This is a genomic window from Pseudomonas sp. NDM (genome assembly GCF_003105095.1).
Taxonomy (GTDB): Bacteria; Pseudomonadota; Gammaproteobacteria; order Pseudomonadales; family Pseudomonadaceae; genus Aquipseudomonas; species Aquipseudomonas moraviensis_A.
In genome coordinates, this window is record NZ_QETJ01000023.1 from 1 (window position 1) to 26,092 (window position 26,092).

Sequence of the window (26,092 nt, forward strand, 5' to 3'; positions counted from 1 at the left end):
AACGAGGCTGCGATCTTTTGATCTTCGCAAGCCACGGCAAAAGATCAAAAGATCGCAGCCTCGTTTCACTCGTCAGCTCCTACGGGGATGATTGCGTGTGTACCACGGGGGTGACGGGCACCAACGGTTTCTTCTTCGCCGCGCGCTCGCCAAGGAACAACACCGAGGTGAAGTTGAACCGACTGAACACCATCGCCAACAACACCGGCCCGAGCAATCCACAGCTCAGACCACCAAGCACCAGCAAGCTTTCATCTTTCACGCCCATGCGTCCCAGCACAAACCGCGAGGTCGCCGCGAACAGCACATGAAACAGGAAAATCGCATAGGAATATCCGCCCAGCCAGGTCAGCGCTTTCGAGCGCATGTCACTGGACAGCAAGGCGATGCAAGACACACACCCCACCGTCAGACCGATCACACTGCGACGATCGACAATCAGCTCACGATCGATCGCCGCGACATACAGCAACGTCAGCGAAATCAGCACAAACAGCAGCGGCCCGAGCACCTTGAAACGCTGCTTTAAAACATCGACATTTTCCTGGCCAATCATCCCCGCGACGAAAAACGGTAGCAGGTATATCGCACCGTTGATGCCGAACGCATCCAGCGGCAACGGCGGCAGCAGGAACAACACCGCGGCAAACACAAACAACCCATACAACCGCGTCGCTGAACGCAGCAGGCCGCGCCATTCCAGCAAGCCGACGAAGATGAAAATGATGAACACCGCCTGCAGGAACCAGAAGTGGTTGATCGGCACCCAGAACGACAACAGCGCATCGATCACGCCGACGTCCTTGTTCACCCCCGGCCCCACCGCTTGCAGCACCGAGAACGGCACGCCGACGCACAGCAGCGGCACGATCAACCGACGCACCTTGCCGGTAAAGAACGCGGAAAAGTCATTGCCGCGAATCTTGTAGATCGCATAGATGTAGCCGGAGATAAAGGTGAACAACGGCATGCGCACGTACACCATCGAGTCGGCGATGACCCGGAACGGCGAGCCGATGTCGATCTTCAAGCCGCCGCCCAGCGGGCCGATGACGTGATAGAGCACCAGCAGCAGGCACGCCAGGCCGCGCAAAGTTTCGATCTCCAGGGATTTTTTCTTGCTCGACATAGAGCACCTGCCTTAAGTGAGAATGCGTGATTCAACCTGCGCCGGCTTGTTCGCGCGCAGCATCAAGCCCAGGCCGACGAACAACACCGGCACGACCATCGAGAAGTGGCGGGCGAAGGAGCCGAAGTCCGGCTCGAACAAGCCTTGCACCAACAGGAATGCCAGCGGAATCGCGATCAGCTCCTTGGGTTTGGTCTGGATCGGCGCGCCCTTGTAGTCGGTCGAAGTGATGACCTTGAACAGCAGCAGCGCGGTCATGATCATCAGCGCAACGAAGATCACCTGCCCCGGTCCGGACAGCAGAATCAGCTCAACCGGAAACGACAGGCGGAAGAAAATGATCATCGAGTCCAGTGCCTGGGAGACGAAGTCACTGCCGCTGAGCCACGACACGATGAGCGACTTCGAGCCCTCCTCGCCCGCCGTGCGCAGCTCGTTGTTGCTCGCGCGGATCGATGACACCGGAAAGCCCAGCGCCAGCTGAATGGCCATGGCCACCGCCAGATAAAACAGGAACAGCATCAGAAAGAAGGTGAAGCGCGAGACGTACTTTTTCATCACGCAGACGCCGACCCACGACAGCGAAAACAGAATCCAGTACGGCCGGATCAGCACACCGTAAATCACCGCCGAGAGGAAAAAACCGCCGCGATATTTGCGCGTCAATGCGCTGAGCAGAATGCTCAACACCGCTACCGACACGATGATTTCCTTGGTCAGGTTCTCAAGGAAAAACGAGCGCACGATGCCCCACAGGCACAGGGTGCCGAAGATGGTCAACGGCATGCGCCGGAACACCACTACCGGAATTGCGGTGAGGAAGAAATTGCAGAACATGCCGTAGGCCCAGGCATTGGTCAGGTTGATCCCGGTAGGCCGCAGCAGGAACGCCGAACACTCGTAGGACGAGCGATCCGGTGAGAACGGATTCCAGAAATTGCAGTTGTCGGCACGCGCATATGACGACCACAACGTCATCGCGTCCGGCCCCGGATCGCGTGGCACCAGCAACGGCATCGCCACCGACAGAAATAGTCCGGTGAACAGAATCAGGAAGGAAATCGACGAATCGAATGTGCGCCCGCGAAACTCGATGCGCGGCAGTTTCAGGCCCATGACAGCGCAGCCTTCTTTGCGCCGGTGACACGGGTCAACACTGCAATCACACCAAGTTGCACGACGATGGCGAAAACATTGCCCCACGCCGCGCCGTAGATCGAGTAATGCTTGATCAGCACATAGCTGACCGGCACCGAAATCAGCAGGCAGAGCGCCGCGCTGGCCAGCGACACCCGGCTGTTTTTCGAAGCAATCAAACCGCCCCAGACGATGTCGCCAATCGCCCGCAAGGCGAAGGAAAAAATCAGCACCGCGAGAATCGCGTTATCGGGACGCGGCACGCTGGCGGCGACGTAATCGAGCAGCACATTGAAAAACACATAGATCGCCACGGCCACAACGGCGGAGACCGCTAGCGAGCGCATCACCCATTTGTTGACGAACAGTTGCCTGACCGTGAACGCCTGTTGATCGGCCTGGAAACGCTTGGCCAACACCGGAATGCCGACCACTGCCACCACCGCATACGACAAGGCCTGCAAAGTGTTCGCCGCCGACCACGCGTACACATATTTACCGAGGCTGGCGTAGGGCTCCAAGTCGATGATCAGAAAGCGCTCGGCGTACTGACTCAGCGCGATCAGACCGGTGCCGAGATAGAACGGCAACCCGGCCTTCCACACCGTCGCGGTGTCCAGCGACGCGGCTTCGCGGCCCTTGTGCACGTTCACCACGATCAGATAACCGGCGATGATCACCAGCACGTTGGCGGCGACCCACAGCCACAAGACGCTGGCGATGCCCGCGACCCAGCCGAGCACCATGCCGCCCACCGCCAACACCGCCCACAGGCCGGTCTTGATGAAGAACAGCAAGGCGCCGGCGGTGGCTTTCTGCGCAGAAAACACGAAGGAATTGATTTCGAACGACAGGTGCTCGGTGAGCAACACCAGCGTCACGCACAGGATCAGCGTGGCGGTCGCTTCCACCGACTGGAACAGCGAATAGACCAGCACCGTCAGTACCGACAACAATAGCCCGACCGCCAGATACAGCAGCAGAACCTTGTCGACCACCCGCCGCGAGCTGCCGCCGACGCTGATCAGCCGGTTGATCTCGGAACTGAAGCCGACGCTGTAGAACTTCGAAGCGATCAGCGACGCCGCGACCACCACACCATAAAAACCCAGCGCCTCGTAACCGAGGTAATGGGTGATGGCCAACACCAGCAAGAACTTCGCGCCCAAGGCTCCGCCGCGAAGCAACAGCCGAAATATCATCGAACGACACCCTTGATGATTTCGTCCATGGCCACGGTTTTCGCCTCGATCTCGCGGCAAGTGTCGGTCAGGCGCTTGCCGAAATCCGCCAAGGCATTGGGCGCGTAAACGGTGTTGATGATGGTGTCGACGTCGATGTCGCCGCCGTTGATCACCCAGTCCTCGACACCCATGTCCTGGTAGGCGCCAAAACCTTTGCGCTCGTAGCTGATGTGATACGCCGGCACGCCGGAGAGCAGCGATTCGATGGCGCCGTGCAGACGCACCGAGATCACCAGGTCCGGTTGGTATTTGGCGATGGTTGCCTTCAGCGACAGCAGGTCTTCGTTGATGCCCAGCTCGCGGTAGAACGCGCCGTCATCGTTGCCGCGCACCGCGCTTTGCACGGCGCAGACCACTTTGCTTTTGTTCTTCAGGCGCTGCAGCAGCAGTTTCAGATTGGCCACATAAGCGACCTTCTTCTCTTTGCTCCACTCCGGTGGCTTGCGCAGCACCACGCAGACGGTCGCCGGCGAGGCGGCGCAGCGAGTGAATTTCGGTTGCTGAAGAATCTTGCTCGCCAGCGACTGCACCGCCAGATCCGGCGCGCGGTAGACGTTTTCGCAAGCATCGAAGATGGCCGAGGAACGGTTGTCACGCACGAACACCGCATCGGCGCTGGAGTAGTGTTCGACGATCTTGCTGCTCTCGCCGTGGAACGGGCCGATGCTCTGCGGCAGGTACACCGACGGCACTTTGCTGAGAATCGCGGTTTCCAGTTGCTTGGCATGGCCGAGCTTCAGCTTGATGTGCTCGAAGGCGCTTTTCGAACGCATGTAACCGCCGCCGACACCGACGATCAGATCGGTTTTCTTCAGCAGATCGGCGAGCCCGGCGTAGGACTGATTGAGAAACACCGCTTGCTTGACCCGCCCCAGACCCTTGGCCGCCATCACCGGCGCATCGAAACGCGGGTGCGGCAGATAGTTGAACGACTCAGGGTCGGACGCCACGACACTGATCGCGGTGTCGTCACCGAAGTTACGCTGCACCAGAGCAATGGCCAGATCGACGAGCAGACCGTCACCGGAGTTGGACGCACTGTAGCCATGCAAAATCGTTACGTTCATAAGCTTGAGTTCTACTTAATAAGTGGGAGCGTGATACAGGTCGTAGGTCTGGCGGATCATCAACGCGGCGCTGAAACGTTCGCGGACAATGCTCCGGCCTTCGTTGCCGAGGTCGAGCAGTCGCGGCTTCTGGATGATCGTCAAAACGTCGGCCAGCGCCTGGTGATCGCCGGAGGGGAAGACGTAGCCGGACACTTCATTGGTGACCAGTTCCGGCAGTGAAGTGCAGTTGCTGGCGATCACCGGCAGCCCCATGGCCATGCCTTCCAGCGGCACCATGGCAAAGCCTTCCCAGCGACTCGGTACGATCAGCGCATCGGCTTTCTGATACAGCGCCTGCACTTCACTCGGGGTCACCCATGGCAGGTACTCGACCGAATCCATCGGCGGGCACTCGACCGAATCTTCGTTGACCGCACTGCCGACCACGGTGAGTTTCAGGTCGTTGCGGTTGACCTTGGCGTAGGCCTTGAGCAGCACGTCGAAGCCTTTCTGGTAATCCAGGCGCCCGACGAACAGCAGATGAATCGGCTCGGCGCCAGCGGTTTTTGGCGCGTCATCCTTGTGATGAATGCCGTTGTAGATCAGCTTCATGCGCTTGCGCTCGATACCGAAACGCGCGGCTTTATCCAGCTCGTACTGGCTGACGCAAATGATCACGTCGGTGACTTTCTGCAGCACGCGCTCGATCCACGCGTAGACCTTCTGCTTGGTCGGCGAGCTTTCCATCAGGAACGAAAACGCATGCGGGCAGTAGACGATTTTCGGCTTGCGCCATGGTCGCAACAGCACACACACCACACGGCCGATCACCCCGGAAAAGGTGCTGTGCAAATGCACCACGTCGGGTTTTTCCTTGAGCAGCACCTGGCTCAGACGCCAGGCGAAACGCAGCAGCGACGGCACGTTGCGGCCACTGCGTGGAAAGGTGCGCACCTGCTGTGGGGCGATGCCGTGCAGCTCCTTGGCCTGATCCTCGGGGACCAGATAGACCAGTTGATAATTCGCCGCGTCGTCTTCGGGCGATGCCGAGATCGTGCGGATCACCGTCGCCACGCCACCTTTGATCGTCTCTGCCACGTGCAGTATTTTTTTCACAACTCACCCACTTCAAACAGGAAAGAACAATCGGCAACCATCAGGATTTGTCGGACGCGTATTCGTAGTTGTAATAGCCAGTGCCGCCGTAATAGCTCGCGGCACGCTTCTCGACGCCGTTGAACACCGCGCCTTTCAACTCGATGCCGTTCTGGGCGAAGCGGCGAATGGTCAGTTCGATCTCTTTGGCCGGGTTCACGCCGAAGCGGGTGACGATCAGGCTGATGCCGGCCTCACGACCGACGATGGCGGCATCGGTCACCGCCAGCAGGGGCGGCGTGTCGATGATCACCAGGTCATAGCGCTCGCTGAGTTGCGCCAGCAGCTCACGGAAGTTGGCGTGCATCAGCAACTCGGAAGGATTGGGCGGCACCTGTCCCCGGCTGATAAAATGCAGGTTGTCGATCTCGACAGTGTTGATCGCCTGCTCGAGGGTGCAGCGCTTGACCAGCAGGTCGGACAGACCGTTGCTGATCGGAGTGTTGAGGGTTTTGTGCAGGTGCCCTTTGCGCATGTCGGCGTCGATCAGCACCACGCGCTGGCCGCTCAGGGCCATGACCGCCGCGAGGTTGGACGAGACAAAAGTCTTGCCGACCTGCGGGCTCGGCCCGGAAATCATGATGCGGTTGTTGGTCGAGTCGAGCCCGGCAAAGTGCAGGCACGTGCGCAGGCTGCGGATCGATTCGATCGACAGATCGGTCGGATTGCGCAGCGCCAGCAAGTAGGCCGGTTTATCAACGCCATCGCGGGCGCGGCCCTTTTTACTGTCCTCTTCCTCCTGCAAGGCACTGTAGGGAATCGACGCATAAACCGGCAGGCCCAACTGCTCGATGCCCTCCGGGCCTTCGAGGCCTCGACTGAGGGATTTGCGCAGCAACACCACGGCCACGCCGATGAACGCACCGAGCAACGTCGCGATCAGCACGATCAGCGGTTTCTTCGGTTTGATCGGGCTGGTCAGGTCGACGTCAGCGGTGTCGATCAAACGCACATTGCCAACGGCCCCGGCGCGGACGATGTCCAGTTCCTGGGATTTGTTCAGCAACTGCGTGTAGATCTGCGAGGCCACTTCAACGTCGCGGGTCAGGTTGAGCAATTCCTGCTGGGTGGCGGGCAGGTCCTGAACCTTGCCTTCGAGGGATTTCTGCTGCTGGGTCAGCTCGCCGATCTGCGTCATCAAAGCGCGGTAGGCCGGGTGCTGTTTGGTGAACTTGCGATCGAGCTCGGCCTGCTGCATTTTCAGTTCGGAGATGCGCGTTTCCAGCGCCACCGACTGGCCCAGCACCGACTGGGTTTCCAGCGAGATATTCACGGTCTTGCCACGGGTCTGGTAGGCATTCAAGGCGTCGCTGGCCTTGGCCAGATCGCGTTTGACCTGCGGCAACTGACTCTGCAGGAACGCCAGGCTTTGCGCGGCCTCCGCCGAGGTGCGGCGCACGTTTTGCTCGACGTAGAGCGAGGCGATCTTGTTGAGAATCTTCACCGCTTCGCCAGCGTCCGAGCTGGCCAGCGCCAGACGAATGATCCCCGACTCCTTGCCTTGCTCGGAGATATCCAGCGCGTCCTGATAGCCCTGAATGGTCACGATCCGTGGATTGCGCACCACTTGAAAACGCGTACCGGGGTTGGCCGCCAGTTGCGCGATCTGCCCTTCTACACCGTCGTTGGCAAACGCTTCACCGGCCACACCTTCGGCGAGCAGATTGTCGTTCTCATCGAACAGCTGGAAGCGCTGTTGCTCGCCGGCGATCAGGGTGAGTTTCTTGCCGAGCAGGTCTTTCGGCAATTCCAGCCGAGTGAACTCCAGACGCTCACCGCCCCAGGCATAACTGCTCAGACCGAAGCGCGGCGGCGCTACGCTGGTCTCGCTTTCGCCGCGATAGCGCCGCGAAAGAAAGCCGCCGATCAACGGAAACGTGTTGGGAGTGACGTCGATATCCAGGCGCAGGTCATCAACGGTTTTGCCGATTACCGCGCGGGATTTGATGATGCCGATTTCGGTCACCGATGGCGATTGCCCACCGAGCATGCTGTTGAGGTCGGAGAAACCGAGCATGTCGTTCTTTTTCGGTTCGACCTGCACCAGCGCGTTCGCCAGATACACCGGCGTCGCCAGCACCGCATAGGCGACGCCAGTGACCATGAAGGCACCGGTCAGCGCGCCGATCAGCCACTTCTGGTCGATCAGGCTGCCAAAGATGCCGAGCAGATCAATACTGTCTTGATCATTGTCGCGGGAGCCGATTACGGACGGTAACTGCATAAGTCTGTTCTTACCATTCACTGTTCTGAAGAATATTCATCAATGCCCGAGACGCTTTGCCCATGAACTAACAGCATCTTCAATCAATGCGTGGGCATGAATAAAAGCGGCCTTGCCTTGACGATACGGGTCATGTATTTCGCGCTCGCTCTGCCATTTGCCGAGCAGAAACACTTTGCCTCTGGCGTGCGAGGCAATCTTCAGCACTTGATTGACGTGGGCCTTTTCCATGACCAGGATCAAATCCGAGTCATTGACGATGTCCGAAGTCAGTTGCCGCGCCTTGAAAGCCTCGGCGCAGTGCCCGTGTTCTTCGAGAACCTGCCGCGCCGAGGCTTCGACGCCCTCGCCCACGCGGGCGGACAGGCCGGCGGAGGACACCGTGATGGCGGACGGGCCCAGCGCGTTGCGCAGCAGCAGTTCAGCCGTCGGACTTCGGCATATATTGCCCACGCAGACAACGAGGATCTTTTTGAACAAGTCTTGCTTTCCTGTGTAATATCAAACAGCCAACATGCCGTGAAAGTTAATGAACCCCCACGACTTTCCTGCACTCAGAAATAGCTTCGCCCTGTTAGTACAGGAACATTAAGTACCACAGCGTTTTAAGCCGCCCCAACCACAATTAGCGGACTAAAAATAACTGTGATTTTCAGTTGCTGTTTTCCTGACAAAAAATAACATTCACGCACTTAGTGCCATCATCGTTATCGGAAATTGAGTAACGGGATAAATATTCGTAGTTGTCATTCTCTTCAGGAGAGCAGACATGAAATCAGCACAGCGCAATAAACTCGCCGCCCTCGTCCTGATGGCAATCGGTGCCACGAGTCAGGTTCATGCCAGTGAGCTGTTCCCCAACCTTCCAGCGAAAACCATCGGCGTTCAGGTGAAGATCCAGAGCTTTACCGCTGCCGATGCCGCGCAGATCAAAACAGCAGGTTTCAGCTTTGTGCGCTTCGGCGTGTGGAGCGACAGCCTCACCGCCAAGGCTTATCAGAAACAGATCAGCGACGCCTTCGCCGCCGCTGCTTCCGCCGGGCTGCCGGTGTTGCTGACCGTGCGCGCCATCAAGGCTTTGCCCGCGACTTCGCCCGCTGAACTGAACGCAGCCGGTGCTACGTTTGCCAACGCCGTGACCGGGCTGGAAAAATCCTGGAGTTCGCAATTGGTCGCGATCGAAATCTGGAACGAGCCGGATCTGGAAACCTACTGGCCAACCCGCAATTTCGACACCACGTTCGTGCCGTTCATGGCAGGTATGTGCAAGGCCTTCGAAGGCCAGCCGCAGACGACACCGCGCGTCGGTTTCGGCTTCGCCCGGCCGCCAAGCGCCGGCTCTGCCTCAACGGTGGCGCTGAAAAGCATCGTCAGCGATTATCCCAAATGCCTCAATGCGGTGTCCTATCACCCTTACGGCATGACCGCTACGCAGATCAGCAACGCGCAGACGTTTATCCAGCAGAACTTCAATCTGCCGGGGGTCATCAGTGAGTGGGGAGTTTCGGCCCTCGCCTCCAACGGCGGGCCTGAGGGGCAGGCGACCAGGATCAACGCGTTTATCGCTGACGTTAAACGTCTGAATATCCCGCTGACATCTATCTATGAATGGCGCAACAGTGATTCAGGCAGCAATGATCGCGAGAAGAACTTCGGCTTTCTCACTTCCGACGGTCAGCCAAAACCGGCACGCTTGTCCGTGGAAGGTTTGTTGAACGCTGAGTAGGGCTTGGGCAACCGGTCTGTTCACAGGTCGGTTGCTTTGAACCTGTGGGCTGTTTTGGCATCGTATTCATCGACACCGCGCCCCGCCTTTCAAACAATCGTTTTCAGGTTGTTGCCGCAGGGGCCATCGATCCACGAATGCACCCTTGAGTGCCCGTCAGCGCTCGGGTAATGTCTTCAGACCCATAGGATAGAGCATGCCCATGACTTCCAAGCTGGAACAACTCAAACAGTTCACCACCGTGGTTGCCGACACCGGCGACTTCGAAGCGATCGCCCGGGTCAAACCGGTCGACGCCACCACCAACCCTTCCCTGCTGCTCAAGGCCTCGGCGATTCACGGTTACGCCGAACTGCTGAACGATTGCGTCCGCGACTGCAAGGGCGATGTCGGCCTGGCCAGCGACCGTTTCGGCGTCGCAGTGGGCAAGGAAATCCTCAACGTGGTTCCTGGCCGCATTTCCACTGAAGTGGACGCACGCCTGTCCTTCGACCAGGACGCGATCCTCAAGCGTGCACACCGCCTGATCGAGCTGTACGACAAGGCTGGCGTCGGCCGCGACCGCGTGCTGATCAAGATCGCCTCGACCTGGGAAGGTATCCGCGCCGCCGAGATCCTCGAGAAAGAAGGCATCCAGACCAACCTGACCCTGCTGTTCTCCTTCGCCCAGGCCGCCGCCTGCGCCGACGCCGGTGTCTTCCTGATTTCGCCGTTCGTGGGCCGCATCTACGACTGGTACAAGAAGGCCAACGGTAACGACTACACCGGTGCCGATGATCCGGGCGTGCAGTCGGTGACGCGCATCTACAACTACTACAAGGCCAATGATTACAAGACCGTGGTCATGGGCGCCAGCTTCCGCAACATCAACCAGATCGAACAACTGGCTGGCTGTGATCGCCTGACCATCAGCCCGGAACTGCTGGAAAAACTCGCCGCCGACACCGGCAAGCTGGAACGCAAACTGGCACCGGGCAACGCCGGGGAAGCGCGTCTGAGCCTCAACGAAGCGCAATTCCGCTGGTTGTCCAACGAAGACGCGATGGCCACCGAGAAACTGGCTGAAGGCATCCGTCAGTTCGCACGCGACCAGGAGAAGCTGGAAGCGTTGCTGCAGGCCAAGCTGTGATTTGAGTTTGTAGAATGCAAAAAGGGCGAACCTTCACAGGTTCGCCCTTTTTTGTGTTCACGCAATTTGCTGTCAGCCAGTCACCTGTGGCGAGGGAGCTTGCTCCCTCGCCACAGGCCATCAGTGTCTTTCGAGGGCATTCACCAGATCATGAAACGCCTCACGATTGGAATCGTTCAGGCCCATGAGAATCTTGTGCGCTTCCAGCACTTTGATGCGCACCACTTCTTCCGACTGATCCTGATCCGGCAGGTCGTCCAGGCACTCCGGGCACGGCACCGGGTGGTTGACGATGTTGAATACCTGCTCGAAGCCCATCGACTGCAACAGCCGGGTGATGTCTTCGTGGGTGGTGACAACCGTCGGCAACAGACCGACCTTCTGCCGCGACAGGATCGACAGTTTGGCCAGCAGGCCGAGGGTGGTGCTGTCGATGCTGCGGGTTTCGGTCAAATCGATCACGATCGCGTTGAAGTTCAGCGCGGTGAAGATTTTCTCAATAGTCGCATCCAACGCCGAACACAGGGTCAGGCGAACTTCACCGACGAACTTCAGGACGAAGGTGCCGTCCTGCTCGGCGAACTGGATTCTACCGGTACTCATTGAAGATTCCTGCTCAACACCAACAGGGCGATATCATCCGGCATCTCCCCTAGCGTGGCCAAACCAAACACTTGCCGCAGACCATCCAGGCTGCCGCCCGCTGACTTCACCCGTTCGGGCAAAGCAGCCTCTTTTTCTTTGAGCGTTGCTTCCGGCAAAAGGTCCAGAATGCCATCAGACATCAGCGTCAGGCTGAACGTCGGCGGCAGCTCAAGCACGTGGTCTTCGTAGGTGGCTTCATTGAACAGCCCCACCGGCAGACCACGACCTTCGAGATAACGAACACTGTCAGGCGTGTACAACACAGGCAACGGCAGATGGCCGCCGATGCTATAGGTCAACAAACCGGTCTCCTCGTCGATGACTCCACCGACCATTGTGACGTGTTTACCCAGCTTACAACTGATCAGCCCCCGGTTGATATGACCGAGCACTTCCGAAGGCTTGAACTCCGGCAAGGTACCGCTGCGTTTCGATTCGAAGAGCAGACGCGTGGTCATGAACTTCAACAGCACAGTGACGAAGGCGGATGACGCGCCATGCCCGGAAACATCCGCCAGGTAGAACGCGACCCGACGCTCGTCGACGCGGAAATAGTCGACAAAATCACCCGACAGGTACAACGACGGGATGATCTGGTGGGCAAAGTTGAATTCGTCGATGCTCCACGGGCTGTCCGGCAGCATGTTCATCTGCACCTGGCGACCGGCGTTCTGGTCTTCCTGGAGCAGGTTCAGGCTGGCTTCGAGCTCGCGGTTGGCCTTTTCCAGCTTCTCGCGGTAACGCTGGTTTTCCAGCAGCAGCCGCGCACGATCCAGGGCTCGGCGCACAGAGTGCTCGAGCACAGCCAGATCTTCGAGAGGCTTGATCAGGTAATCTGCCGCGCCGAGGCGCAGGGCCTCGACCGCGTCGTTCATCACCCCGGCACCCGAGACCACGATCACCGGCGTTTGCGGCGAGCGCTCGGTGACCTGACGGATCAGTTCGAGACCGCCCATCTGCGGCATGCGCAGATCGCAGATCACCAGATCGGGCTCGTCTTGCTCGAATACCTGAAGACCCTGTTGACCGTTGCCGGCCTGCAGGACGCTGAAACCACTGTCTTCCAGATAGGCCGCGAGGCTCGCGCGCACTACCTCGTCATCATCGATTATCAGCAGCGTGGCACTGGTTTTTGGCATGTGGGCAAACGGCGCCAGAATTAGGTTGGCGTAGTGAGCGGGGCAACGGCCCTGCGCAGACTACTGGATTCGCTTTCTAGCCTCTCTGCTGCAGCGCTTTCAAGCATTCGCCTGGCGCGCGGTTTTAAACAGAGGTGCCCTTCTAAGGCGCAGACGGTACTCCCATCCGCAGAGCGTTTCAAGCATGCGCCGATTGTCGCTTGACGACTTTGTTTGTCAAATCACCGGGAGTTATAAGAACCGCTGTAAACGTAACCCGATGGAAGGTAGCGGCAGTCGATGGCGATGCTCTGGCGCAGACAAAAAAGGCGACCCGAGGGTCGCCTTTTTGGCATCGGTCGAAATCAGAAATCGTCTTCGACTTGTCCGTCCTTCACCTTGAACTCGCGGTTCTGCAGGTAAGCGTTGCGGATGAAGGTGTACTTGTCGCCGCTGATCAGCTTCTCACTCGACAGCAGGCTGGCACGGGTGTCGACGATGTTGAGGCCGAAGATCGAGTTACGCGTCGGCACATGATCGATGTAGCGGTACATCCCGGTGTAGCTGTCGACGTATTTCGACGGTGCGTCACGCAGGGTGCTCGGGCCCATCAGCGGCAGCATCACGTACGGGCCGCTGCCCACGCCCCAGTAACCGAGGGTCTGACCGAAGTCTTCGTCGCTGCGGTTCAGGCCCATCTGGGTGCCGACGTCGAAGAAGCCGAGCAGACCGAAGGTGGTGTTGAAAATCAGTCGGGCGGTATCAACGCCCGCTGCAGCCGGTTTGGCCTGGAGAATATTGTTCGCCAGGTTGGTGACGTCACCGACGTTGCGGAACATGTTGTGAATGCCATCTTCAACGAACTGCGGGGTGACGAACTCATAGCCCTGCGCCAATGGCTTCAGCGCGTAGGTGTCAACGAAGTCGTTGAACCGGAATATCGGCCGGTTGACGCTTTCCCAAGGGTCTTCTTCCGTGGCCGCCTGAGTGGCGAACGGCGCCAGCAACAGGCTGGCACATACACTTAGCTGAGCGAGCGAAGGGCTCCAGCGCATAGAAAAACTCCTTGGATTTGATACTGGCGCGGACCTCGGGGCCCAGGCATTAAGGCCGCTAGTATAAGCGTAAACGGCGATTTGGGCAGTCTGGCAGGCAAGGATATGCAGGAAGTTTCCTACGTCGTCTTTCACAGGACTGTCATGCAACTGTCACCCGCGCGCCATAGCCTTGAGCGTTATTTCAGGGACGTTGCCATGACTCACGCCGAAACCTTGCCCGTCGCCGCGCCCAGTCTGACTGCCGTACTGTTCGGCCTGAGCGGTTGCCTGGTGGATTTCGGTTCCCGCGCCGCGCAACAGCTCACCGCCGGGCCGGAACACGCCGAAGCCACCCCGGGCGCGCTCGATAGCCTAAGAAGCTTGCAGCGTCAGCGGATTCCCTGTGCCTGGCTCGACGAATTGCCCCCCGCCCTCGTTCATTCACTGGCCGCTTCGCTGCCAACCTGGATCAAGCCGACGCAACATTCAGCAACAATGAATCCATGGCCGGCACCCAATGCGTGTTGGCAAGCATTGATGGATCTGAACATCGACCGCCTCGATGGCTGCGTGCTGGTCAGCGGTGAGCCGCGTCTGTTGCAGGCCGGCCTGAATGCCGGACTGTGGACAATTGGCCTGGCGTCCTGCGGCTCGTTGTGCGGCCTGAGCCCGAGCGAATGGCAAGCTCTCTCGCAAACAGACCGTGAGCAGCTGCGCGGCAAAGCAACCGTGCAGTTGTTCAGCCTTGGCGTGCACTCAGTGATCGATCATCTCGGCGAACTGGATGCCTGTCTTGCCGACATCAGCTCGCGCCGCGCCAAAGGCGAAAAGCCCTGACCAACGTCATGCAGGTTCACCGAGAGTGGATTAATCTAAAGGTCAGCCATAGACCTTTGGCGCGCGGCTGCGGTCAATGCCAGTGCCTATTGATAAAAGGAAACCACCATGCCCGCCCAAGAACTGCAAAAACAGCTCGATACCCTGCGCGAGCAGCTGGAACAGAATCCACCGCTGTCGGAAGTCGAGCGTGAAGATCTGCGTGCGTTGATGGCGCAGATCGAATCGGAAATCCAGCTGGAAACTGCCACCCAGGACGCGAGCATTGCCGATGGTGTGAACCTGGCAGTGGATCGCTTTGAGCTTGAACATCCAGCTATCGCCGGCACCCTGCGCAACATCGTCAACGCGCTGGGCAGCATGGGCATCTGACGCCCCGCCGCACAAAAAAGCCCTGCCAGCGATGGCAGGGCTTTTTCATTTCCACAATTTGAAACGCAATCTCCTGTAGGAGTGAGCCTGCTCGCGATAACGGTGGACCAGTCGAATTCACCGTTGAATGTCATTCAGCTATCGCGAGCAGGCTCACTCCTACAGTTACTGACGCACCAGACGATGGTTCGGCAGTTGCACCTCCTCAGTGCTGCGATACGGGTTGATATCCAACCCGCCGCGCCGAACATATCGCGCAAATACAGTGAGCTTCTGCGGCTTCAGCAACCGCTGCAGATCAAGAAAAATCCGCTCCACACACTGCTCATGGAAATCCGAGTGCTGGCGGAAGCTGACGATGTATTCCAGCAGGCTGGCGTGATCCAGCGCCGCGCCGCGATATTCCACGACCACGCTGCCCCAGTCCGGCTGGCTGGTCACCGGGCAGTTGGATTTGAGCAGATGGCTGTGCACGCTCTCTTCTACGATTCGCGAATCGTCGCAACGCAGCAATTCCGGGCGCGGATGTTCGTAGTTGCTGACACTGATATCCAGATCGTCGATGCACACGCCCGGCAGTGCCACGACGCCTTCAGCCTCAACGTCCTTCAAACTGCGAACCCGCACGCCCACCGGTTTGCCGGCGGCGGCGGACAGATCCTTGATCAGCGTCGCCTCCAGCGTGGCGACGTCGGCGAACGGCGTCTGGTTCAGCGAGTTGAGGTACAGCTTGAACGACTTCGATTCGATGATGTTCGGCGAGTCGGCCGGGATGCTGAATTCGGCGATCGCCACCACCGGTTTGCCCGACGGCAGCAGCCACGACAGCTCGAAGCAGTTCCAGAAATCTACGCCTTTATAGGGCAGGGTTTCGGCGCTCAGGCCCAGCTCTGCCCATTTCGCGGTGCGCGGAATCGGGAACAGCAGGGACGGCGTGTAGGTGGCGATGTATTCGCTGGATTTGCCCAGCGGCGAATGTTCGGCTGCGGGATGCATGGCGGAAACCTGACTGAAGAATCAGCGGATTCTACCAGCCTTTGCCTGCGCCTTTTAGTGCTTACTGACTGACTGTCAGGTTGCCGACCATGCCCGCCTGGTAATGCCCCGGAATATTGCAGGCGAACTCAAGCGCCGTGGCCTTGCTGAAGGTCCAGGTCAACTCCGCGGATTTACCCGGTTCGACCAATACACTGTTGGGGTCGTCGTGTTTCATTCCGTGGCCCATCGCCGCGTGATCCATGCCCGCCATGTCGTGGGACATTTCTTTTATCCCTGTCGGCGTGAGCATGCCGCTCTGCTGCATCTGTAACATTTCCTGCTGGTGACTGGCATGCATCGCCGCGTCACCCAAGTTGAATTCGTGCAGCAACTGGCCTTTATTCACCAGCACAAAGCGAACCGTCTCACCCGCCTTGACCTGTATGGTTTTCGGATCGAAGTTCATGTCGCCCATGACGATTTCGATACTGCGCGTGGCCTGGCTGACCGCTGCCGGCTGGCCGAAAGCGTAGGTGTGCGCCGGTGTCGCCCAGGCTGGCGAACTCAATGCCAGCAGACAAGCCACTACTGTAAGAGATGTGCGAAAAAACATGGTCACGCTCCAGCAAGAGAAGGTTCAGCCTGTGGGAAACTCTAACCACCCTGGGCTGGCACCGACCTGACAGACAGATTACAACTTTGTCAGCTTGGCGCTTATCGCCGGATCTCACGGTATAACGCCCTCGCCCTTCTAAATACCACCCCGTCCGAGTCGCCCATGAAACTGTTGATCGTTGAAGACCAAGCCAAAACCGGGCAATACCTGCGTCAGGGCCTGACCGAGGCCGGGTTCAATACCGAGCTGGTGGCAGACGGCATCAGCGGCCAGCAATTGGCCTTGAGCGGCGAGTACGCGCTGCTGATCCTCGATGTGATGCTGCCCGGACGCAATGGCTGGCAGATTCTGCAAGCGGTGCGCAGCGCCGGCCTCGACACGCCGGTACTTTTTCTGACGGCCAAGGACGCCGTGGACGACAGGGTTCACGGCCTCGAACTGGGTGCTGACGATTATCTGGTCAAGCCATTCGCCTTCTCCGAACTGCTCGCCCGGGTGCGCAGCCTGTTGCGGCGCGGCAGCGCGATCGCCCAGGAAACCAGCCTGCAACTGGCCGATCTGCGCCTGGATCTGATCCGCCGCCGGGTCGAACGCAGCGGCCAACGCATCGACCTGACCGCCAAGGAATTCGCCCTGCTGGAAATGCTCCTGCGCCGCCAGGGTGAGGTCCTGCCGAAGTCGCTGATCGCTTCACAGGTCTGGGACATGAATTTTGACAGCGACACCAACGTCATCGAAGTGGCGATCCGCCGCTTGCGCCTGAAGATCGACGACGACTTCCCCAACAAACTGATCCACACCGTGCGCGGCATGGGTTACGTGCTTGAAGAGCGTGCGCTGTGATGCGTCACTTGTCCCTGAGCACGCGCCTGGCCCTGTTGTTTGCCGCCTGCACCGCGGTGGTCTCGCTGTTCGCCGGGGTACTGTTCGACCGCGCCAGCGAGGCGCACTTCATCGAGCTCGATCAGCAACAACTGGAGGCTAAGCTGATCGGCCTGCGCCGCGCCTTGCAGGATCTCCAGCCTGCCCAGCGCGAAGCGCGGCTGGCCGATGAGTTGAGCCGCCAGGCCGATCTGTCGTTGCGCATCACCAGCGGCGACGGTCAGCACTGGTACGACAGCTCGGTGCAGATCCCCAAGAGTCTGCCGCTGCAAACTGGCCTGTCGACCATCAGCCATGACGGCACCGACTACCGTGTACTGCGCGCCCCGCTCTACCCGGACACAGCCGATTCGCCGCAACTGACGCTGCTGCTGGACATCACCCATCACCAGCATTTCCTTGCGCGCATGCAGCATCTGATCTGGCTGACCGTCGGCCTGTCAGCGCTAGCCACGGCGTTGCTCGGTGCCTGGGCCGCGCGCAGCGGACTGCGCCCGTTGCGGCGGATAAGCGCGGTGGCCCGCGGAATTTCTGCGCAATCGCTGAATGCCCGACTGCCTGAAGAGAAAATGCCGCCAGAGCTTGCGGAAATGGCCCACAGTTTCAACGCCATGCTCGCACGCCTCGACGACTCGTTTCAGCGCCTCTCGGCGTTCTCCGCCGACATCGCCCATGAACTGCGCACGCCACTGTCGAACCTGCTCACCCACACCCAGGTCACCCTCACCCGTCCGCGGGCACTGGAGGATTACCGCGAAGCGCTGCACAGCAACCTCGAAGAGCTGCAATGGATGGCGCAACTGGTCAACGACATGCTCTACCTCGCGAAGGCCGATCACGGCCTGCTGATGCCCAAGCGCGAACCGCTGGAACTGGCGGACGAGGCTGACATGTTGCTGGAGTTTTTTGCGCCATTGGCCGAAGACGCTCGCGTTAACCTGAGTCGTGAGGGGGCGGCGCGTATCGAGGGTGATCGCGGCATGTTGCGCCGGGCCTTGTCGAATCTGCTGGATAACGCGCTGCGCTTTACCCCGGCTGAAGGTGATGTTCGGCTGAGCATTGTCGAGCAGCCGCAGGCTGTACGCGTTTGCGTCGAGAACAGTGGTGAGGGGATTTCAGGGCAATTACTGCAACGTCTGTTTGACCGGTTCTATAGAGCGGATCCGGCGCGGCAGGAAGGCAGCAGTGAGCATGCGGGGTTGGGGCTGGCAATTACCCAGTCGATCGTCCGTGCGCATGGCGGGACGATTCATTGCGAATCTGAAGCGGGTTGGACGCGGTTTGTGATCGAGTTGCCAAAGGAAGAATGAGGCCAGCAGTACCGGCCCTATCGCGAGCAGGCTCACTCCTACAGAGGGAACGCATTCCAATTGTAGGAGTGAGCCTGCTCGCGAAAGCGGTCTAAAGGTTACGAATATCTCAAGGCATGCGCCGGTTCGATCTTCGCCGCCCGCCACGCCGGATACACCGTCGCCAGAAAGCTCAGAACGAAGCCCGCCGAGCAGATCAACAGCACGTCGCCGCCCTGCAGTTCCGAGGGCAGGTTGCTGACGAAATACACGTCCGAACTGAAGATGTGCTGCCCGGTAACGCGCTCGACCCACCCGACCAGTTCGCTGACATTGAGCGCGGCGATAACGCCCAGCACGCCACCAATGATGGTGCCGACAATGCCGATCACCGTGCCCTGCACCATGAAGATCGCCATGATCTGCCGCGGTGTGGCGCCGATGGTGCGCAGGATCGCGATGTCGGCGCCCTTGTCGTTCACCACCATGATCAGCGTCGCGATGATGTTGAACGCTGCCACCGCGACGATCATCAGCAACAGCAGGCCGATCATGGTTTTTTCCATTTTCATCGCGCTGAACAGGCTGCCCTGGGTGTGGGTCCAGTCGTCAGCTTTGAAGTCGGCGCCAAGGCCACCGGCAATGTCCGCAGACACCTTCGGCGCGGCGTACAGATCCTTGACTGCAAGGCGCACGCTCTGCACCTGATTCGGCTGCCAATGCTGCATGGTCGCCGCATCGGCGACATGGATCAGGCCCATCGAACCGTCCAGCTCGGCACCGACCTTGAACACGCCAACCACATTCAGGCGCTGCATGCGCGGAGTGATGCCTCCCGGCGCGGTGCTGACTTCCGGAACGATCAGGGTGATCTTGTCGCCGACGTTCAGGCGGAAACGCCGCGCGGTGATTTCACCGATCACCACGCCAAATTCGCCCGGTTTCAGAGCATCAAGACGCCCTTGGACGATGTGCTGAGCAACGATCGACACCTTGCCTTCCTGGGCCGGGTCGACGCCGCTGATCTGGATCGGCTGCATCGAACCCTTGTACGAAAGCATGCCTTCCATTTCGGTGAACGGCACGGCGGCGGTCACTTCGAGATTTTTCATCGCGGCGGCGGCCACCGGTTGCCAGTCGTCGATCGGCTTGACGCCGTCGATGGTCGCGTGGGGCACCATGCCGAGGATGCGCGAGCTCATTTCGCGCTGAAAACCGTTCATCACCGACAGCACCACGATCATCGCCAGCACGCCGAGGGCGAGGCCGATCATCGAGGTCATCGAAATGAATGAAACAAAGCGATTGCGGCGCTTGGCGCGGGTATAGCGCGTGCCGATAAAGATCGATAACGGTCTGAACATTCGCTGGGGCACCGTGTAGAAATAAAAGACCCGGCGCCGTTACGAGCGCCGGGTTTCAGCCAGTCAGATGGGGGTGAGGCAGCCTTCCTGCAGCTGCAGAACGCGATCCATCTGGCGAGCCAGGTTCATGTCGTGCGTCACCACCAGGAACGCCGTGCGCATCGACGTGCTCAGCTCGAGCATCAGATCCTGAATGCCTTCGGCGGTGTGCAGGTCGAGGTTGCCGGTTGGCTCATCGAGCATCACCAGCCCCGGGTTGTTGACCAGGGCACGAGCGATCGCTACGCGCTGACGTTCGCCGCCGGACAGTTCCGCCGGCTTGTGCTCGAGGCGATGACCCAGACCGACCCGCTCCAGCAACGCCGTGGCACGCTGGCGCGCCTCAGGGATGGCGGTCTTGCCGATCAACAGCGGCATGCAGACGTTTTCCAGCGCAGTGAATTCCGGCAGCAGGTGGTGAAACTGATAAACGAAGCCGAGCGCGCGGTTGCGCAGCAGGCCGCGCTTCTTCTCGCTCAACGCCGACAGCTCTTCGCCATCGAGCCAGACGCTGCCCTTGCTCGGCGTATCGAGACCGCCGAGCAGGTTGAGCAAGGTACTTTTGCCGGAACCGGATTTACCCACGATCGCCACGCGCTCGCCCGGGTGCAACTCCAGTTGCAGGCCGGCCAGCACTTGTACCGACTCAGGGCCTTCCTCGTAGGATTTGCCCAGGTTACGGCAGCTCAGAATTGCTTGTTCACTCATGCCCGACTCACTCATAACGTAACGCCTCCGCCGGCTGGGTGCGCGCGGCACGCCAGGCGGGATACAGGGTGGCGAGGAAACTCAGGACCAACGCAGCGGCGCAGACCATGACGACGTCCTGGCTCTGTACCTGCGAAGGAAGATAATCAATGAAATACACGTCAGCATTAAGGAACTTGTGGCCGATCAGCCCTTCAAGCGCCGAAATCGCCGCACTGACATTCAGCGCCGCGAGAATCCCGACCACCGCGCCGATGGCCGTGCCGACCACGCCGATTACCGTGCCCTGAACCATGAACGTGCGCATGATCGTGCCCGGTGTGGCGCCGAGGGTGCGCAGAATGGCGATGTCGCCCTTCTTGTCGTTCACCACCATCACCAGTGTGGAAATGATGTTGAACGCGGCGACGGCGACAATCAGCAGCAACAGCAGACCGATCATGGCTTTTTCCATGCGGATCGCCTGATACAGGTTGCCGTGGGTGCGGGTCCAGTCGCGGGCGTAGTAACGGTCCTCGCCGAGGTGCTGGGCGATGTTCCACGCCTCGCGCGGGGCCTGGAACAGGTCGTCGAACTTCAGACGCAGGCCCTGCACCTGATCGGCTTTCCAGCGGTGCATTTTCGCCAGATCCTGCAGATTGGTCACGCCGAGGTAGCCATCGAGCTCACCGGCGCCGACATGGAAAATCCCGACCACGGTGAAGCGCTTCATGCGCGGGAACATCCCGGCCGGGGTCACGCTGACCTCCGGCGCGACAAAAGTAACCTTGTCGCCGATGCCGACACCGAGCTTGGTCGCGGCCTTGTCGCCGATGACGATGCCGAAGCTGCCGGGCGTCAGGTCGTCGAGTTTGCCCTGCTTCATGAAGTTGTCGATGATCGACACATTGCGCTCGAGCGCAGGATCAATGGCATTGAGCAACACTTTGGAGACCTGACCGTTATTGGTCAGCAGGCCCTGCATCTGGGTGAACGGCGCTACTGCCGTGACCTGCCGGTTCTGCTTGACCTTGTCGGCCAGGCTCTGCCAGTCATTGATCGGCTCGCCGGTCTCGAGAGTAGCGTGAGGCACCATGCCCAGCACGCGGGTGCGCATCTCATGGTCGAAGCCGTTCATCACCGACAGCACGACGATCATCACGACCACGCCAAGGGCGAGCCCGATCATCGAAGTCAGGGAAATGAATGACACAAAATGATTGCGACGCTTTGCACGGGTATAACGCGTGCCGATAAATACGAAGAGAGGTCTGAACATGTCGGGGCTTGTTCGGAGGGAAAAGGAACGTCCTTGTGGCGGGGGTCGAAAACCAGCTTTACACTCAGACCACCGCCGCTACCATGGGTTCGCCATGTCGACATTAGATGAAGAAGATCGCCGCGAATACTACCGTATCGAGGACACGATCGCACTGGAAATTCGGCCCCTGTCCGCTCCCGAAGCCGCAGGCCAGGAAGTGTTGCAGGATGCTTCCCCACTGTTCAACCTGCTCAGCGAATTGCACCTGAGCGAATTCGAGTCGCAGCACCTGCTGCGGCAGATCAGCGAGCGCGACCGCGCCATCGCTGCATTTCTCAAATCGCAGAACAAACGCATCGACCTGCTCAGCCAAGTGATCGCCCTGACCGCGCTCGGCCACATCGGCGAGCCGCAGCCGGTGATCATCTCCGAAGGCGGGATCGACTTTCAGTACCCGACCCCGATCGCCACCGGAGCGCACCTGTCGGTGAAACTGGTGCTGATGCCGCAGGCGCTGGGGCTGCTGCTGCGCGCCCGGGTCACGCATTGCGATCCCAAGGGCGATGGCTATGACGTCGGCACCGAGTTCGAACGCCCGACCGATGCGCAGCGCCAGTTGCTTGCGCGCTACATCTTGCAAAAGCAGGCTCAGGAACGCCGTCTGGCCCGCGAACAGAACGAATCTGGCATTTAACTTAAGGAAGCACCGTGACCCTCATCTACGGCCACCGCGGCGCCAAGGGCGAAGCACCGGAAAACACCCTGAGCAGCTTTCAGGAATGCCTCAAGCACGGCGTGCGCCGCTGCGAACTGGATCTGCACCTGTCCAAGGACGGCGAGCTGATGGTCATCCATGACCCGACGCTCAAGCGCACCACCGAACGCCGCGGCAAAGTCGTCGAGCACACCGCTGCCGAACTGGTGACCTATGACGCGCGCAAGGGTGGCCCGGGCTGGATCAAGCCGTGCCCGATTCCGACGCTGGAAGAGTTGTTCGAGAAGTGTGATTTCGAGCACTGGCAGCTGGAAGTCAAAAGCGCTTCGCGCACCCGCGCGGCGACTACCGTGCTGGCGATTCGGGAAATGGCTCAGCGCCACGGACTGCTCGACAAGGTGACGATCACCTCGAGTTCGCGGGAAGTCTTGAAGGCAGCGCTGGATCTGGTACCGGACGTGTCGCGCGGCCTGGTGGCCGAATACGCCTGGCTCGATCCGTTGAAGGTCGCCGCCAGCTACGGCTGCGAGATTCTCGCCTTGAACTGGACGCTGTGTACGCCGGAACGCCTGCAGAAGGCGCAGCGTCAGGGCCTGCATGTGTCGGTGTGGACCGTCAACGAGCCTGCACTGATGCGCAGACTCGCCGACTTCGGCGTTGACAGCCTGATTACAGACTTTCCCGGTTTGGCCACTGCCACCCTTGAGAATTGCTGAAATCGGTCTCCCCGGCCGGCTCAGGCCACCGGCCGGAGCCCGTCAAAAAAGCCGGTTGAGGCCGTCGTACGCTGCTACCCGATAGGCTTCGGCCATGGTCGGGTAGTTGAACGTAGTGTTGACGAAATACTTCAGGGTGTTCAGCTCGCCCGGCTGGTTCATGATCGCCTGACCGATGTGAACGATCTCCGACGCCTGATAACCGAAGCAGTGCACACCGAGCACTTCCAGCGTCTCGCGGTGGAAGAGGATTTTCAGCATGCCTTGCGGCTCGCCGGCAATCTGCGCCCGCGCCATGCTCTTGAAGAAGGCCTTGCCGACTTCGTAGGGCACTTTGGCCTGGGTCAGCTCCTGCTCGTTCTTGCCGATCGAGCTGATCTCCGGAATGGTGTAGATGCCGGTCGGCACGTCATTGACGAAGCGCCAGCTGCCATTGTCGACGATGCTGCCAGCGGCCGAACGACCCTGGTCGTGGGCGGCACTCGCCAGGCTTGGCCAGCCGATCACGTCACCGGCGCCGTAGATGTTCTCCACGCAGGTGCGGTAGTTCTGGTCGACTTCGATCTGGCCACGGCTGTTGACCTTGACCCCGATGTTTTCCAGACCCAGCGTGTCGGTATTGCCGGTACGGCCGTTGCACCAGAGCAAGGCGTCGGCCTTGATCTTCTTGCCGGACTTGAGGTGCAGGATCACACCGTTGTCCACGCCTTCGACGCGGTCGTACTCTTCGTTGTGGCGCACGGTGATGTTGTTGTTGCTGAAGTGGTAGCTCAGCGCCTGGGAAATTTCCGAGTCGAGGAAGCTCAGCAACTGGCCCCGGTTGTCGACCAGTTCGACCAGCACACCCAGACCACTGAAGATCGACGCGTATTCGCAACCGATCACACCAGCGCCGTAAACGATCAGTTTGCGCGGGGTGTGGCCGAGGCTGAGGATGGTGTCGCTATCGTAGATACGCGGGTGGTGGAAATCGATGTCCGCCGGGCGATACGGACGCGAACCGGTGGCGATGATGATGTGCTTGGCGACCAGTTTTTCGACCACGCCGTTGCCGCAGACCACTTCGATGGTTTGCTCGTCGGCAAAGCTGCCGGTGCCGAAGAACACGTCAACGCGGTTACGGGCGTAGTAGCCGGTGCGCGAAGCGACTTGCTTGGAAATGACTTTCTCGGCGCTTTTCAACACGTCCGGGAAGGAGAACCAGCGTGGCTCGCCGATCGCGCGGAACATCGGGTTGGTGTTGAACTGCATGATCTGCCGCACCGAGTGACGCAGTGCCTTGGACGGGATGGTGCCGAGGTGGGTGCAGTTGCCGCCGACCTGGCGACGGCTGTCGACCATCGCGACCTTGCGCCCCGCTTTGGCGGCGTTCATTGCCGCGCCTTCTCCCGCCGGGCCGGAACCCAGTACCACCACGTCGTAGTTGTAGACAGCCATGCGTACTCCTCAGAACAGGCCGCGATGCCAGCAGCACCGGCGGCTAAATCACGCCGAACGGCGGCGCGAAGGAACAATTGGGGGCCAGTGAAGAACCCGGACACAGTCTATAGAAGCGTCAACGCCGCGCACATTAACCCTTGGTCGCGTCGTAGGCTACTTTTGCCTGCACTACAACGCCAGCTTTCGTCTTGTCTTCAGTCAGTTTTTGTCGTCGACAAGCTGCGCAAATGCCTGACTGCTGCGGGTGACGAAACCTGTATCGGCACGCAGGACAAAGAATGCAGCAATGTCATGCTTTTGGGCATAGTCCTGCGCCCTTTCCGGCCCGAGAATCAGCAACAGCGTCGATAGTCCATCGGCCATCAACGCTGAAGGATGAATCACCGTGACTGACGCCAGCTCATGTAGGACCGGTCGCCCACTGCGTGCATCGATAGTGTGGGAATAACGCCGGCCGTCCTGCAGAAAATAGTTGCGGTAGTCGCCGGAGGTGGATACGCCGTAACCATCGACATCGATAATCCGCTCGGCCACTTGCTGGTCATCCCGGGGCTCTTCGACGGCGATGCGCCACGCTGAGCCATCTGGCTTGCTGCCCTTGGCTTTGAGTTCGCCCGTGGCTTCGACCAGGTAATTGGCGATGCCCATGCCCTGCAATCTGGCGGCGATGGCATCCACGGCATAACCGGCGGCGATGCTGTTGAAGTCGACTTCGACAGCGGCGTCCTTGCACAAACGGTTGCCGTCGATACGCAGATGCTGATGGCCGACCCGCTGCATGACCTCGGCCAGGGCAATCTCATCGGGGATGATCTCTTCGCGTCCTTGCGGACCGAATCCCCAGAGATTCATCAGTGGTTCCACGGTCAGATCGTAGGAACCTTCGCTTTGCGTCGAAAGCTGTTCACCGACGCGGATCAACTCAAGCACCGCTGCCGGCATCGATTGGCAACTGTCGGCAGGCAACGAGTTGAAACGCTCGATGGCTGAGTCACTTCGGTAAGTCGACATCTGTTGATCGACTTCACCGAGGATGGTCTCCACTTCGCCGCGCACCTGTGCAGGATCGGCAACCCCGGCGTGGCGCACGTACTTGACCGACCAGGTGCTGCCCATGGTCGAGCCGCCGACCTGTTCCAGGGAATCGCCGTTGCCGCAGCCGCCGATTGCCCCCGCCAAGACCACAAGCCCCAACCAGCGTCCAGTTAACAATTCTTCATCTCCCCGCAAAACCACGGCGGCCATTATGAACTACAAGCGCCCGCTCGCTTCCCCATGGCAGCAACGCCTTTATACAAAATTG

General features: G+C 59.7%; 25 protein-coding genes. 8 read left to right on the plus strand and 17 right to left on the minus strand.

Annotation, left to right across the window (positions count from 1 at the left end; all coding sequences use genetic code 11):
* Nucleotides 1-79: 79 nt before the first annotated feature.
* From DCO47_RS08070 to DCO47_RS08100, 7 genes are read right to left on the minus strand one after another with little or no spacing between them, the layout of a single operon-like run.
* Nucleotides 80-1,129 carry an acyltransferase family protein gene (locus tag DCO47_RS08070; RefSeq protein WP_116657874.1) on the minus strand — a complete coding sequence of 350 codons (1,050 nt, stop codon included), beginning with the start codon at nt 1,127-1,129 and terminating at the stop codon, nt 80-82.
* 12 nt (nt 1,130-1,141) lie between these two features.
* Nucleotides 1,142-2,245 (minus strand): hypothetical protein, encoded by a 1,104-nt coding sequence (locus tag DCO47_RS08075; RefSeq protein WP_071173035.1) that lies wholly within the window; start codon nt 2,243-2,245, stop codon nt 1,142-1,144.
* Complete coding sequence (locus DCO47_RS08080) at nt 2,236-3,468, minus strand: oligosaccharide flippase family protein (protein ID WP_116657875.1); 1,233 nt, start codon at nt 3,466-3,468, stop codon at nt 2,236-2,238. The genes DCO47_RS08075 and DCO47_RS08080 overlap by 10 nt, the downstream gene beginning before the upstream one ends.
* A complete protein-coding gene (locus tag DCO47_RS08085) occupies nt 3,465-4,577 on the minus strand; it encodes a polysaccharide pyruvyl transferase family protein (protein ID WP_116657876.1) in 1,113 nt (370 codons plus the stop codon). Before DCO47_RS08085 ends, DCO47_RS08080 begins: the two co-directional genes overlap by 4 nt.
* A gap of 15 nt (nt 4,578-4,592) precedes the next feature.
* Nucleotides 4,593-5,675 (minus strand): glycosyltransferase, encoded by a 1,083-nt coding sequence (locus DCO47_RS08090; protein WP_116657877.1) that lies wholly within the window; start codon nt 5,673-5,675, stop codon nt 4,593-4,595.
* A gap of 40 nt (nt 5,676-5,715) precedes the next feature.
* Nucleotides 5,716-7,938, minus strand: a complete 2,223-nt coding sequence (locus DCO47_RS08095; RefSeq protein ID WP_116657878.1) for a polysaccharide biosynthesis tyrosine autokinase — start codon at nt 7,936-7,938, stop codon at nt 5,716-5,718.
* Between the two features lie 39 nt (nt 7,939-7,977).
* A complete protein-coding gene (locus DCO47_RS08100; RefSeq protein ID WP_016775466.1) occupies nt 7,978-8,418 on the minus strand; it encodes a low molecular weight protein-tyrosine-phosphatase in 441 nt (146 codons plus the stop codon).
* 289 nt (nt 8,419-8,707) lie between these two features.
* Here DCO47_RS08100 and DCO47_RS08105 point away from each other — a divergent pair, with 289 nt between their 5' ends.
* Complete coding sequence (locus tag DCO47_RS08105) at nt 8,708-9,664, plus strand: glycosyl hydrolase family 5 (protein WP_116657879.1); 957 nt, start codon at nt 8,708-8,710, stop codon at nt 9,662-9,664.
* A gap of 202 nt (nt 9,665-9,866) precedes the next feature.
* On the plus strand, nt 9,867-10,793 hold the full coding sequence (gene tal, locus DCO47_RS08110; protein WP_041477315.1) for a transaldolase: 927 nt from the start codon (nt 9,867-9,869) through the stop codon (nt 10,791-10,793).
* A 120-nt stretch (nt 10,794-10,913) separates the two neighbouring features.
* Here the strand turns inward: tal and rssC are convergent, their stop codons facing one another.
* The 3 genes from rssC to DCO47_RS08125 all read right to left on the minus strand — a co-directional run bounded on the left by rssC (nt 10,914) and on the right by DCO47_RS08125 (nt 13,611).
* Complete coding sequence (rssC, locus tag DCO47_RS08115; RefSeq protein WP_003226553.1) at nt 10,914-11,396, minus strand: anti-sigma factor antagonist RssC; 483 nt, start codon at nt 11,394-11,396, stop codon at nt 10,914-10,916.
* Nucleotides 11,393-12,577 carry a two-component system response regulator RssB gene (rssB, locus tag DCO47_RS08120; RefSeq protein ID WP_064361422.1) on the minus strand — a complete coding sequence of 395 codons (1,185 nt, stop codon included), beginning with the start codon at nt 12,575-12,577 and terminating at the stop codon, nt 11,393-11,395. The genes rssC and rssB overlap by 4 nt, the downstream gene beginning before the upstream one ends.
* A 344-nt stretch (nt 12,578-12,921) precedes the next feature.
* Nucleotides 12,922-13,611 (minus strand): VacJ family lipoprotein, encoded by a 690-nt coding sequence (locus DCO47_RS08125; RefSeq protein WP_042609055.1) that lies wholly within the window; start codon nt 13,609-13,611, stop codon nt 12,922-12,924.
* A 198-nt stretch (nt 13,612-13,809) separates the two neighbouring features.
* Here DCO47_RS08125 and DCO47_RS08130 point away from each other — a divergent pair, with 198 nt between their 5' ends.
* Both DCO47_RS08130 and DCO47_RS08135 read left to right on the plus strand, forming a co-directional pair.
* Complete coding sequence (locus DCO47_RS08130; protein WP_116657880.1) at nt 13,810-14,430, plus strand: HAD family phosphatase; 621 nt, start codon at nt 13,810-13,812, stop codon at nt 14,428-14,430.
* 108 nt (nt 14,431-14,538) lie between these two features.
* Nucleotides 14,539-14,802 (plus strand): DUF4404 family protein, encoded by a 264-nt coding sequence (locus DCO47_RS08135; protein ID WP_042609053.1) that lies wholly within the window; start codon nt 14,539-14,541, stop codon nt 14,800-14,802.
* 165 nt (nt 14,803-14,967) lie between these two features.
* Here the strand turns inward: DCO47_RS08135 and queF are convergent, their stop codons facing one another.
* On the minus strand, nt 14,968-15,798 hold the full coding sequence (gene queF, locus DCO47_RS08140) for an NADPH-dependent 7-cyano-7-deazaguanine reductase QueF (RefSeq protein ID WP_042609052.1): 831 nt from the start codon (nt 15,796-15,798) through the stop codon (nt 14,968-14,970).
* 61 nt (nt 15,799-15,859) lie between these two features.
* Nucleotides 15,860-16,393: a plastocyanin/azurin family copper-binding protein gene (locus DCO47_RS08145; protein WP_116657881.1), complete on the minus strand. Its 534-nt coding sequence runs from the start codon at nt 16,391-16,393 to the stop codon at nt 15,860-15,862.
* 165 nt (nt 16,394-16,558) lie between these two features.
* Here DCO47_RS08145 and DCO47_RS08150 point away from each other — a divergent pair, with 165 nt between their 5' ends.
* Both DCO47_RS08150 and DCO47_RS08155 read left to right on the plus strand, forming a co-directional pair.
* Nucleotides 16,559-17,239 (plus strand): heavy metal response regulator transcription factor, encoded by a 681-nt coding sequence (locus DCO47_RS08150; protein WP_064361427.1) that lies wholly within the window; start codon nt 16,559-16,561, stop codon nt 17,237-17,239.
* Nucleotides 17,239-18,588 (plus strand): heavy metal sensor histidine kinase, encoded by a 1,350-nt coding sequence (locus tag DCO47_RS08155; protein WP_116657882.1) that lies wholly within the window; start codon nt 17,239-17,241, stop codon nt 18,586-18,588. The genes DCO47_RS08150 and DCO47_RS08155 overlap by 1 nt, the downstream gene beginning before the upstream one ends.
* A 98-nt stretch (nt 18,589-18,686) precedes the next feature.
* Here DCO47_RS08155 and DCO47_RS08160 read toward each other — a convergent pair whose 3' ends face one another.
* The 3 genes from DCO47_RS08160 to DCO47_RS08170 all read right to left on the minus strand — a co-directional run bounded on the left by DCO47_RS08160 (nt 18,687) and on the right by DCO47_RS08170 (nt 21,936).
* Nucleotides 18,687-19,931, minus strand: a complete 1,245-nt coding sequence (locus DCO47_RS08160; RefSeq protein ID WP_116657883.1) for a lipoprotein-releasing ABC transporter permease subunit — start codon at nt 19,929-19,931, stop codon at nt 18,687-18,689.
* A 63-nt stretch (nt 19,932-19,994) separates the two neighbouring features.
* Nucleotides 19,995-20,693 carry a lipoprotein-releasing ABC transporter ATP-binding protein LolD gene (gene lolD / locus DCO47_RS08165; protein ID WP_024013628.1) on the minus strand — a complete coding sequence of 233 codons (699 nt, stop codon included), beginning with the start codon at nt 20,691-20,693 and terminating at the stop codon, nt 19,995-19,997.
* Entirely contained in the window at nt 20,686-21,936 is a 1,251-nt protein-coding gene (locus DCO47_RS08170; RefSeq protein ID WP_083352312.1) for a lipoprotein-releasing ABC transporter permease subunit, read from the minus strand. Before DCO47_RS08170 ends, lolD begins: the two co-directional genes overlap by 8 nt.
* Before the next feature lie 94 nt (nt 21,937-22,030).
* On the opposite strand from DCO47_RS08170, the gene DCO47_RS08175 reads away from it, so the two are divergent.
* Complete coding sequence (locus DCO47_RS08175) at nt 22,031-22,612, plus strand: PilZ domain-containing protein (RefSeq protein WP_042609045.1); 582 nt, start codon at nt 22,031-22,033, stop codon at nt 22,610-22,612.
* Between the two features lie 14 nt (nt 22,613-22,626).
* Nucleotides 22,627-23,349 (plus strand): glycerophosphodiester phosphodiesterase, encoded by a 723-nt coding sequence (locus DCO47_RS08180; RefSeq protein ID WP_007910500.1) that lies wholly within the window; start codon nt 22,627-22,629, stop codon nt 23,347-23,349.
* A 42-nt stretch (nt 23,350-23,391) separates the two neighbouring features.
* Here DCO47_RS08180 and sthA read toward each other — a convergent pair whose 3' ends face one another.
* Nucleotides 23,392-24,786, minus strand: coding sequence for a Si-specific NAD(P)(+) transhydrogenase (sthA, locus tag DCO47_RS08185; RefSeq protein ID WP_016775479.1), 1,395 nt, complete (start codon nt 24,784-24,786; stop codon nt 23,392-23,394).
* Nucleotides 24,787-24,987: 201 nt separating this feature from the next.
* On the minus strand, nt 24,988-26,034 hold the full coding sequence (locus tag DCO47_RS08190) for an FAD:protein FMN transferase (RefSeq protein ID WP_165839193.1): 1,047 nt from the start codon (nt 26,032-26,034) through the stop codon (nt 24,988-24,990).
* Nucleotides 26,035-26,092 lie beyond the last annotated feature (58 nt).

Bases quoted from the DNA above. Each gene is read 5' to 3' on its own strand.
- rssC (WP_003226553.1), bottom strand. From the start codon at position 11,396: ATGAGTACCGGTAGAATCCAGTTCGCCGAGCAGGACGGCACCTTCGTC.
- DCO47_RS08190 (WP_165839193.1), bottom strand. From the start codon at position 26,034: ATGGCCGCCGTGGTTTTGCGGGGAGATGAAGAATTGTTAACTGGACGC.
- tal (WP_041477315.1), top strand. From the start codon at position 9,867: ATGACTTCCAAGCTGGAACAACTCAAACAGTTCACCACCGTGGTTGCC.
- DCO47_RS08130 (WP_116657880.1), top strand. From the start codon at position 13,810: ATGACTCACGCCGAAACCTTGCCCGTCGCCGCGCCCAGTCTGACTGCC.
- sthA (WP_016775479.1), bottom strand. From the start codon at position 24,786: ATGGCTGTCTACAACTACGACGTGGTGGTACTGGGTTCCGGCCCGGCG.
- DCO47_RS08135 (WP_042609053.1), top strand. From the start codon at position 14,539: ATGCCCGCCCAAGAACTGCAAAAACAGCTCGATACCCTGCGCGAGCAG.
- lolD (WP_024013628.1), bottom strand. From the start codon at position 20,693: ATGAGTGAGTCGGGCATGAGTGAACAAGCAATTCTGAGCTGCCGTAAC.
- DCO47_RS08105 (WP_116657879.1), top strand. From the start codon at position 8,708: ATGAAATCAGCACAGCGCAATAAACTCGCCGCCCTCGTCCTGATGGCA.
- DCO47_RS08080 (WP_116657875.1), bottom strand. From the start codon at position 3,468: ATGATATTTCGGCTGTTGCTTCGCGGCGGAGCCTTGGGCGCGAAGTTC.
- DCO47_RS08085 (WP_116657876.1), bottom strand. From the start codon at position 4,577: ATGAACGTAACGATTTTGCATGGCTACAGTGCGTCCAACTCCGGTGAC.
- DCO47_RS08095 (WP_116657878.1), bottom strand. From the start codon at position 7,938: ATGCAGTTACCGTCCGTAATCGGCTCCCGCGACAATGATCAAGACAGT.
- queF (WP_042609052.1), bottom strand. From the start codon at position 15,798: ATGCATCCCGCAGCCGAACATTCGCCGCTGGGCAAATCCAGCGAATAC.
- DCO47_RS08170 (WP_083352312.1), bottom strand. From the start codon at position 21,936: ATGTTCAGACCTCTCTTCGTATTTATCGGCACGCGTTATACCCGTGCA.
- DCO47_RS08160 (WP_116657883.1), bottom strand. From the start codon at position 19,931: ATGTTCAGACCGTTATCGATCTTTATCGGCACGCGCTATACCCGCGCC.
- DCO47_RS08175 (WP_042609045.1), top strand. From the start codon at position 22,031: ATGTCGACATTAGATGAAGAAGATCGCCGCGAATACTACCGTATCGAG.
- DCO47_RS08155 (WP_116657882.1), top strand. From the start codon at position 17,239: ATGCGTCACTTGTCCCTGAGCACGCGCCTGGCCCTGTTGTTTGCCGCC.
- DCO47_RS08125 (WP_042609055.1), bottom strand. From the start codon at position 13,611: ATGCGCTGGAGCCCTTCGCTCGCTCAGCTAAGTGTATGTGCCAGCCTG.
- DCO47_RS08075 (WP_071173035.1), bottom strand. From the start codon at position 2,245: ATGGGCCTGAAACTGCCGCGCATCGAGTTTCGCGGGCGCACATTCGAT.
- rssB (WP_064361422.1), bottom strand. From the start codon at position 12,577: ATGCCAAAAACCAGTGCCACGCTGCTGATAATCGATGATGACGAGGTA.
- DCO47_RS08145 (WP_116657881.1), bottom strand. From the start codon at position 16,393: ATGTTTTTTCGCACATCTCTTACAGTAGTGGCTTGTCTGCTGGCATTG.
- DCO47_RS08070 (WP_116657874.1), bottom strand. From the start codon at position 1,129: ATGTCGAGCAAGAAAAAATCCCTGGAGATCGAAACTTTGCGCGGCCTG.
- DCO47_RS08150 (WP_064361427.1), top strand. From the start codon at position 16,559: ATGAAACTGTTGATCGTTGAAGACCAAGCCAAAACCGGGCAATACCTG.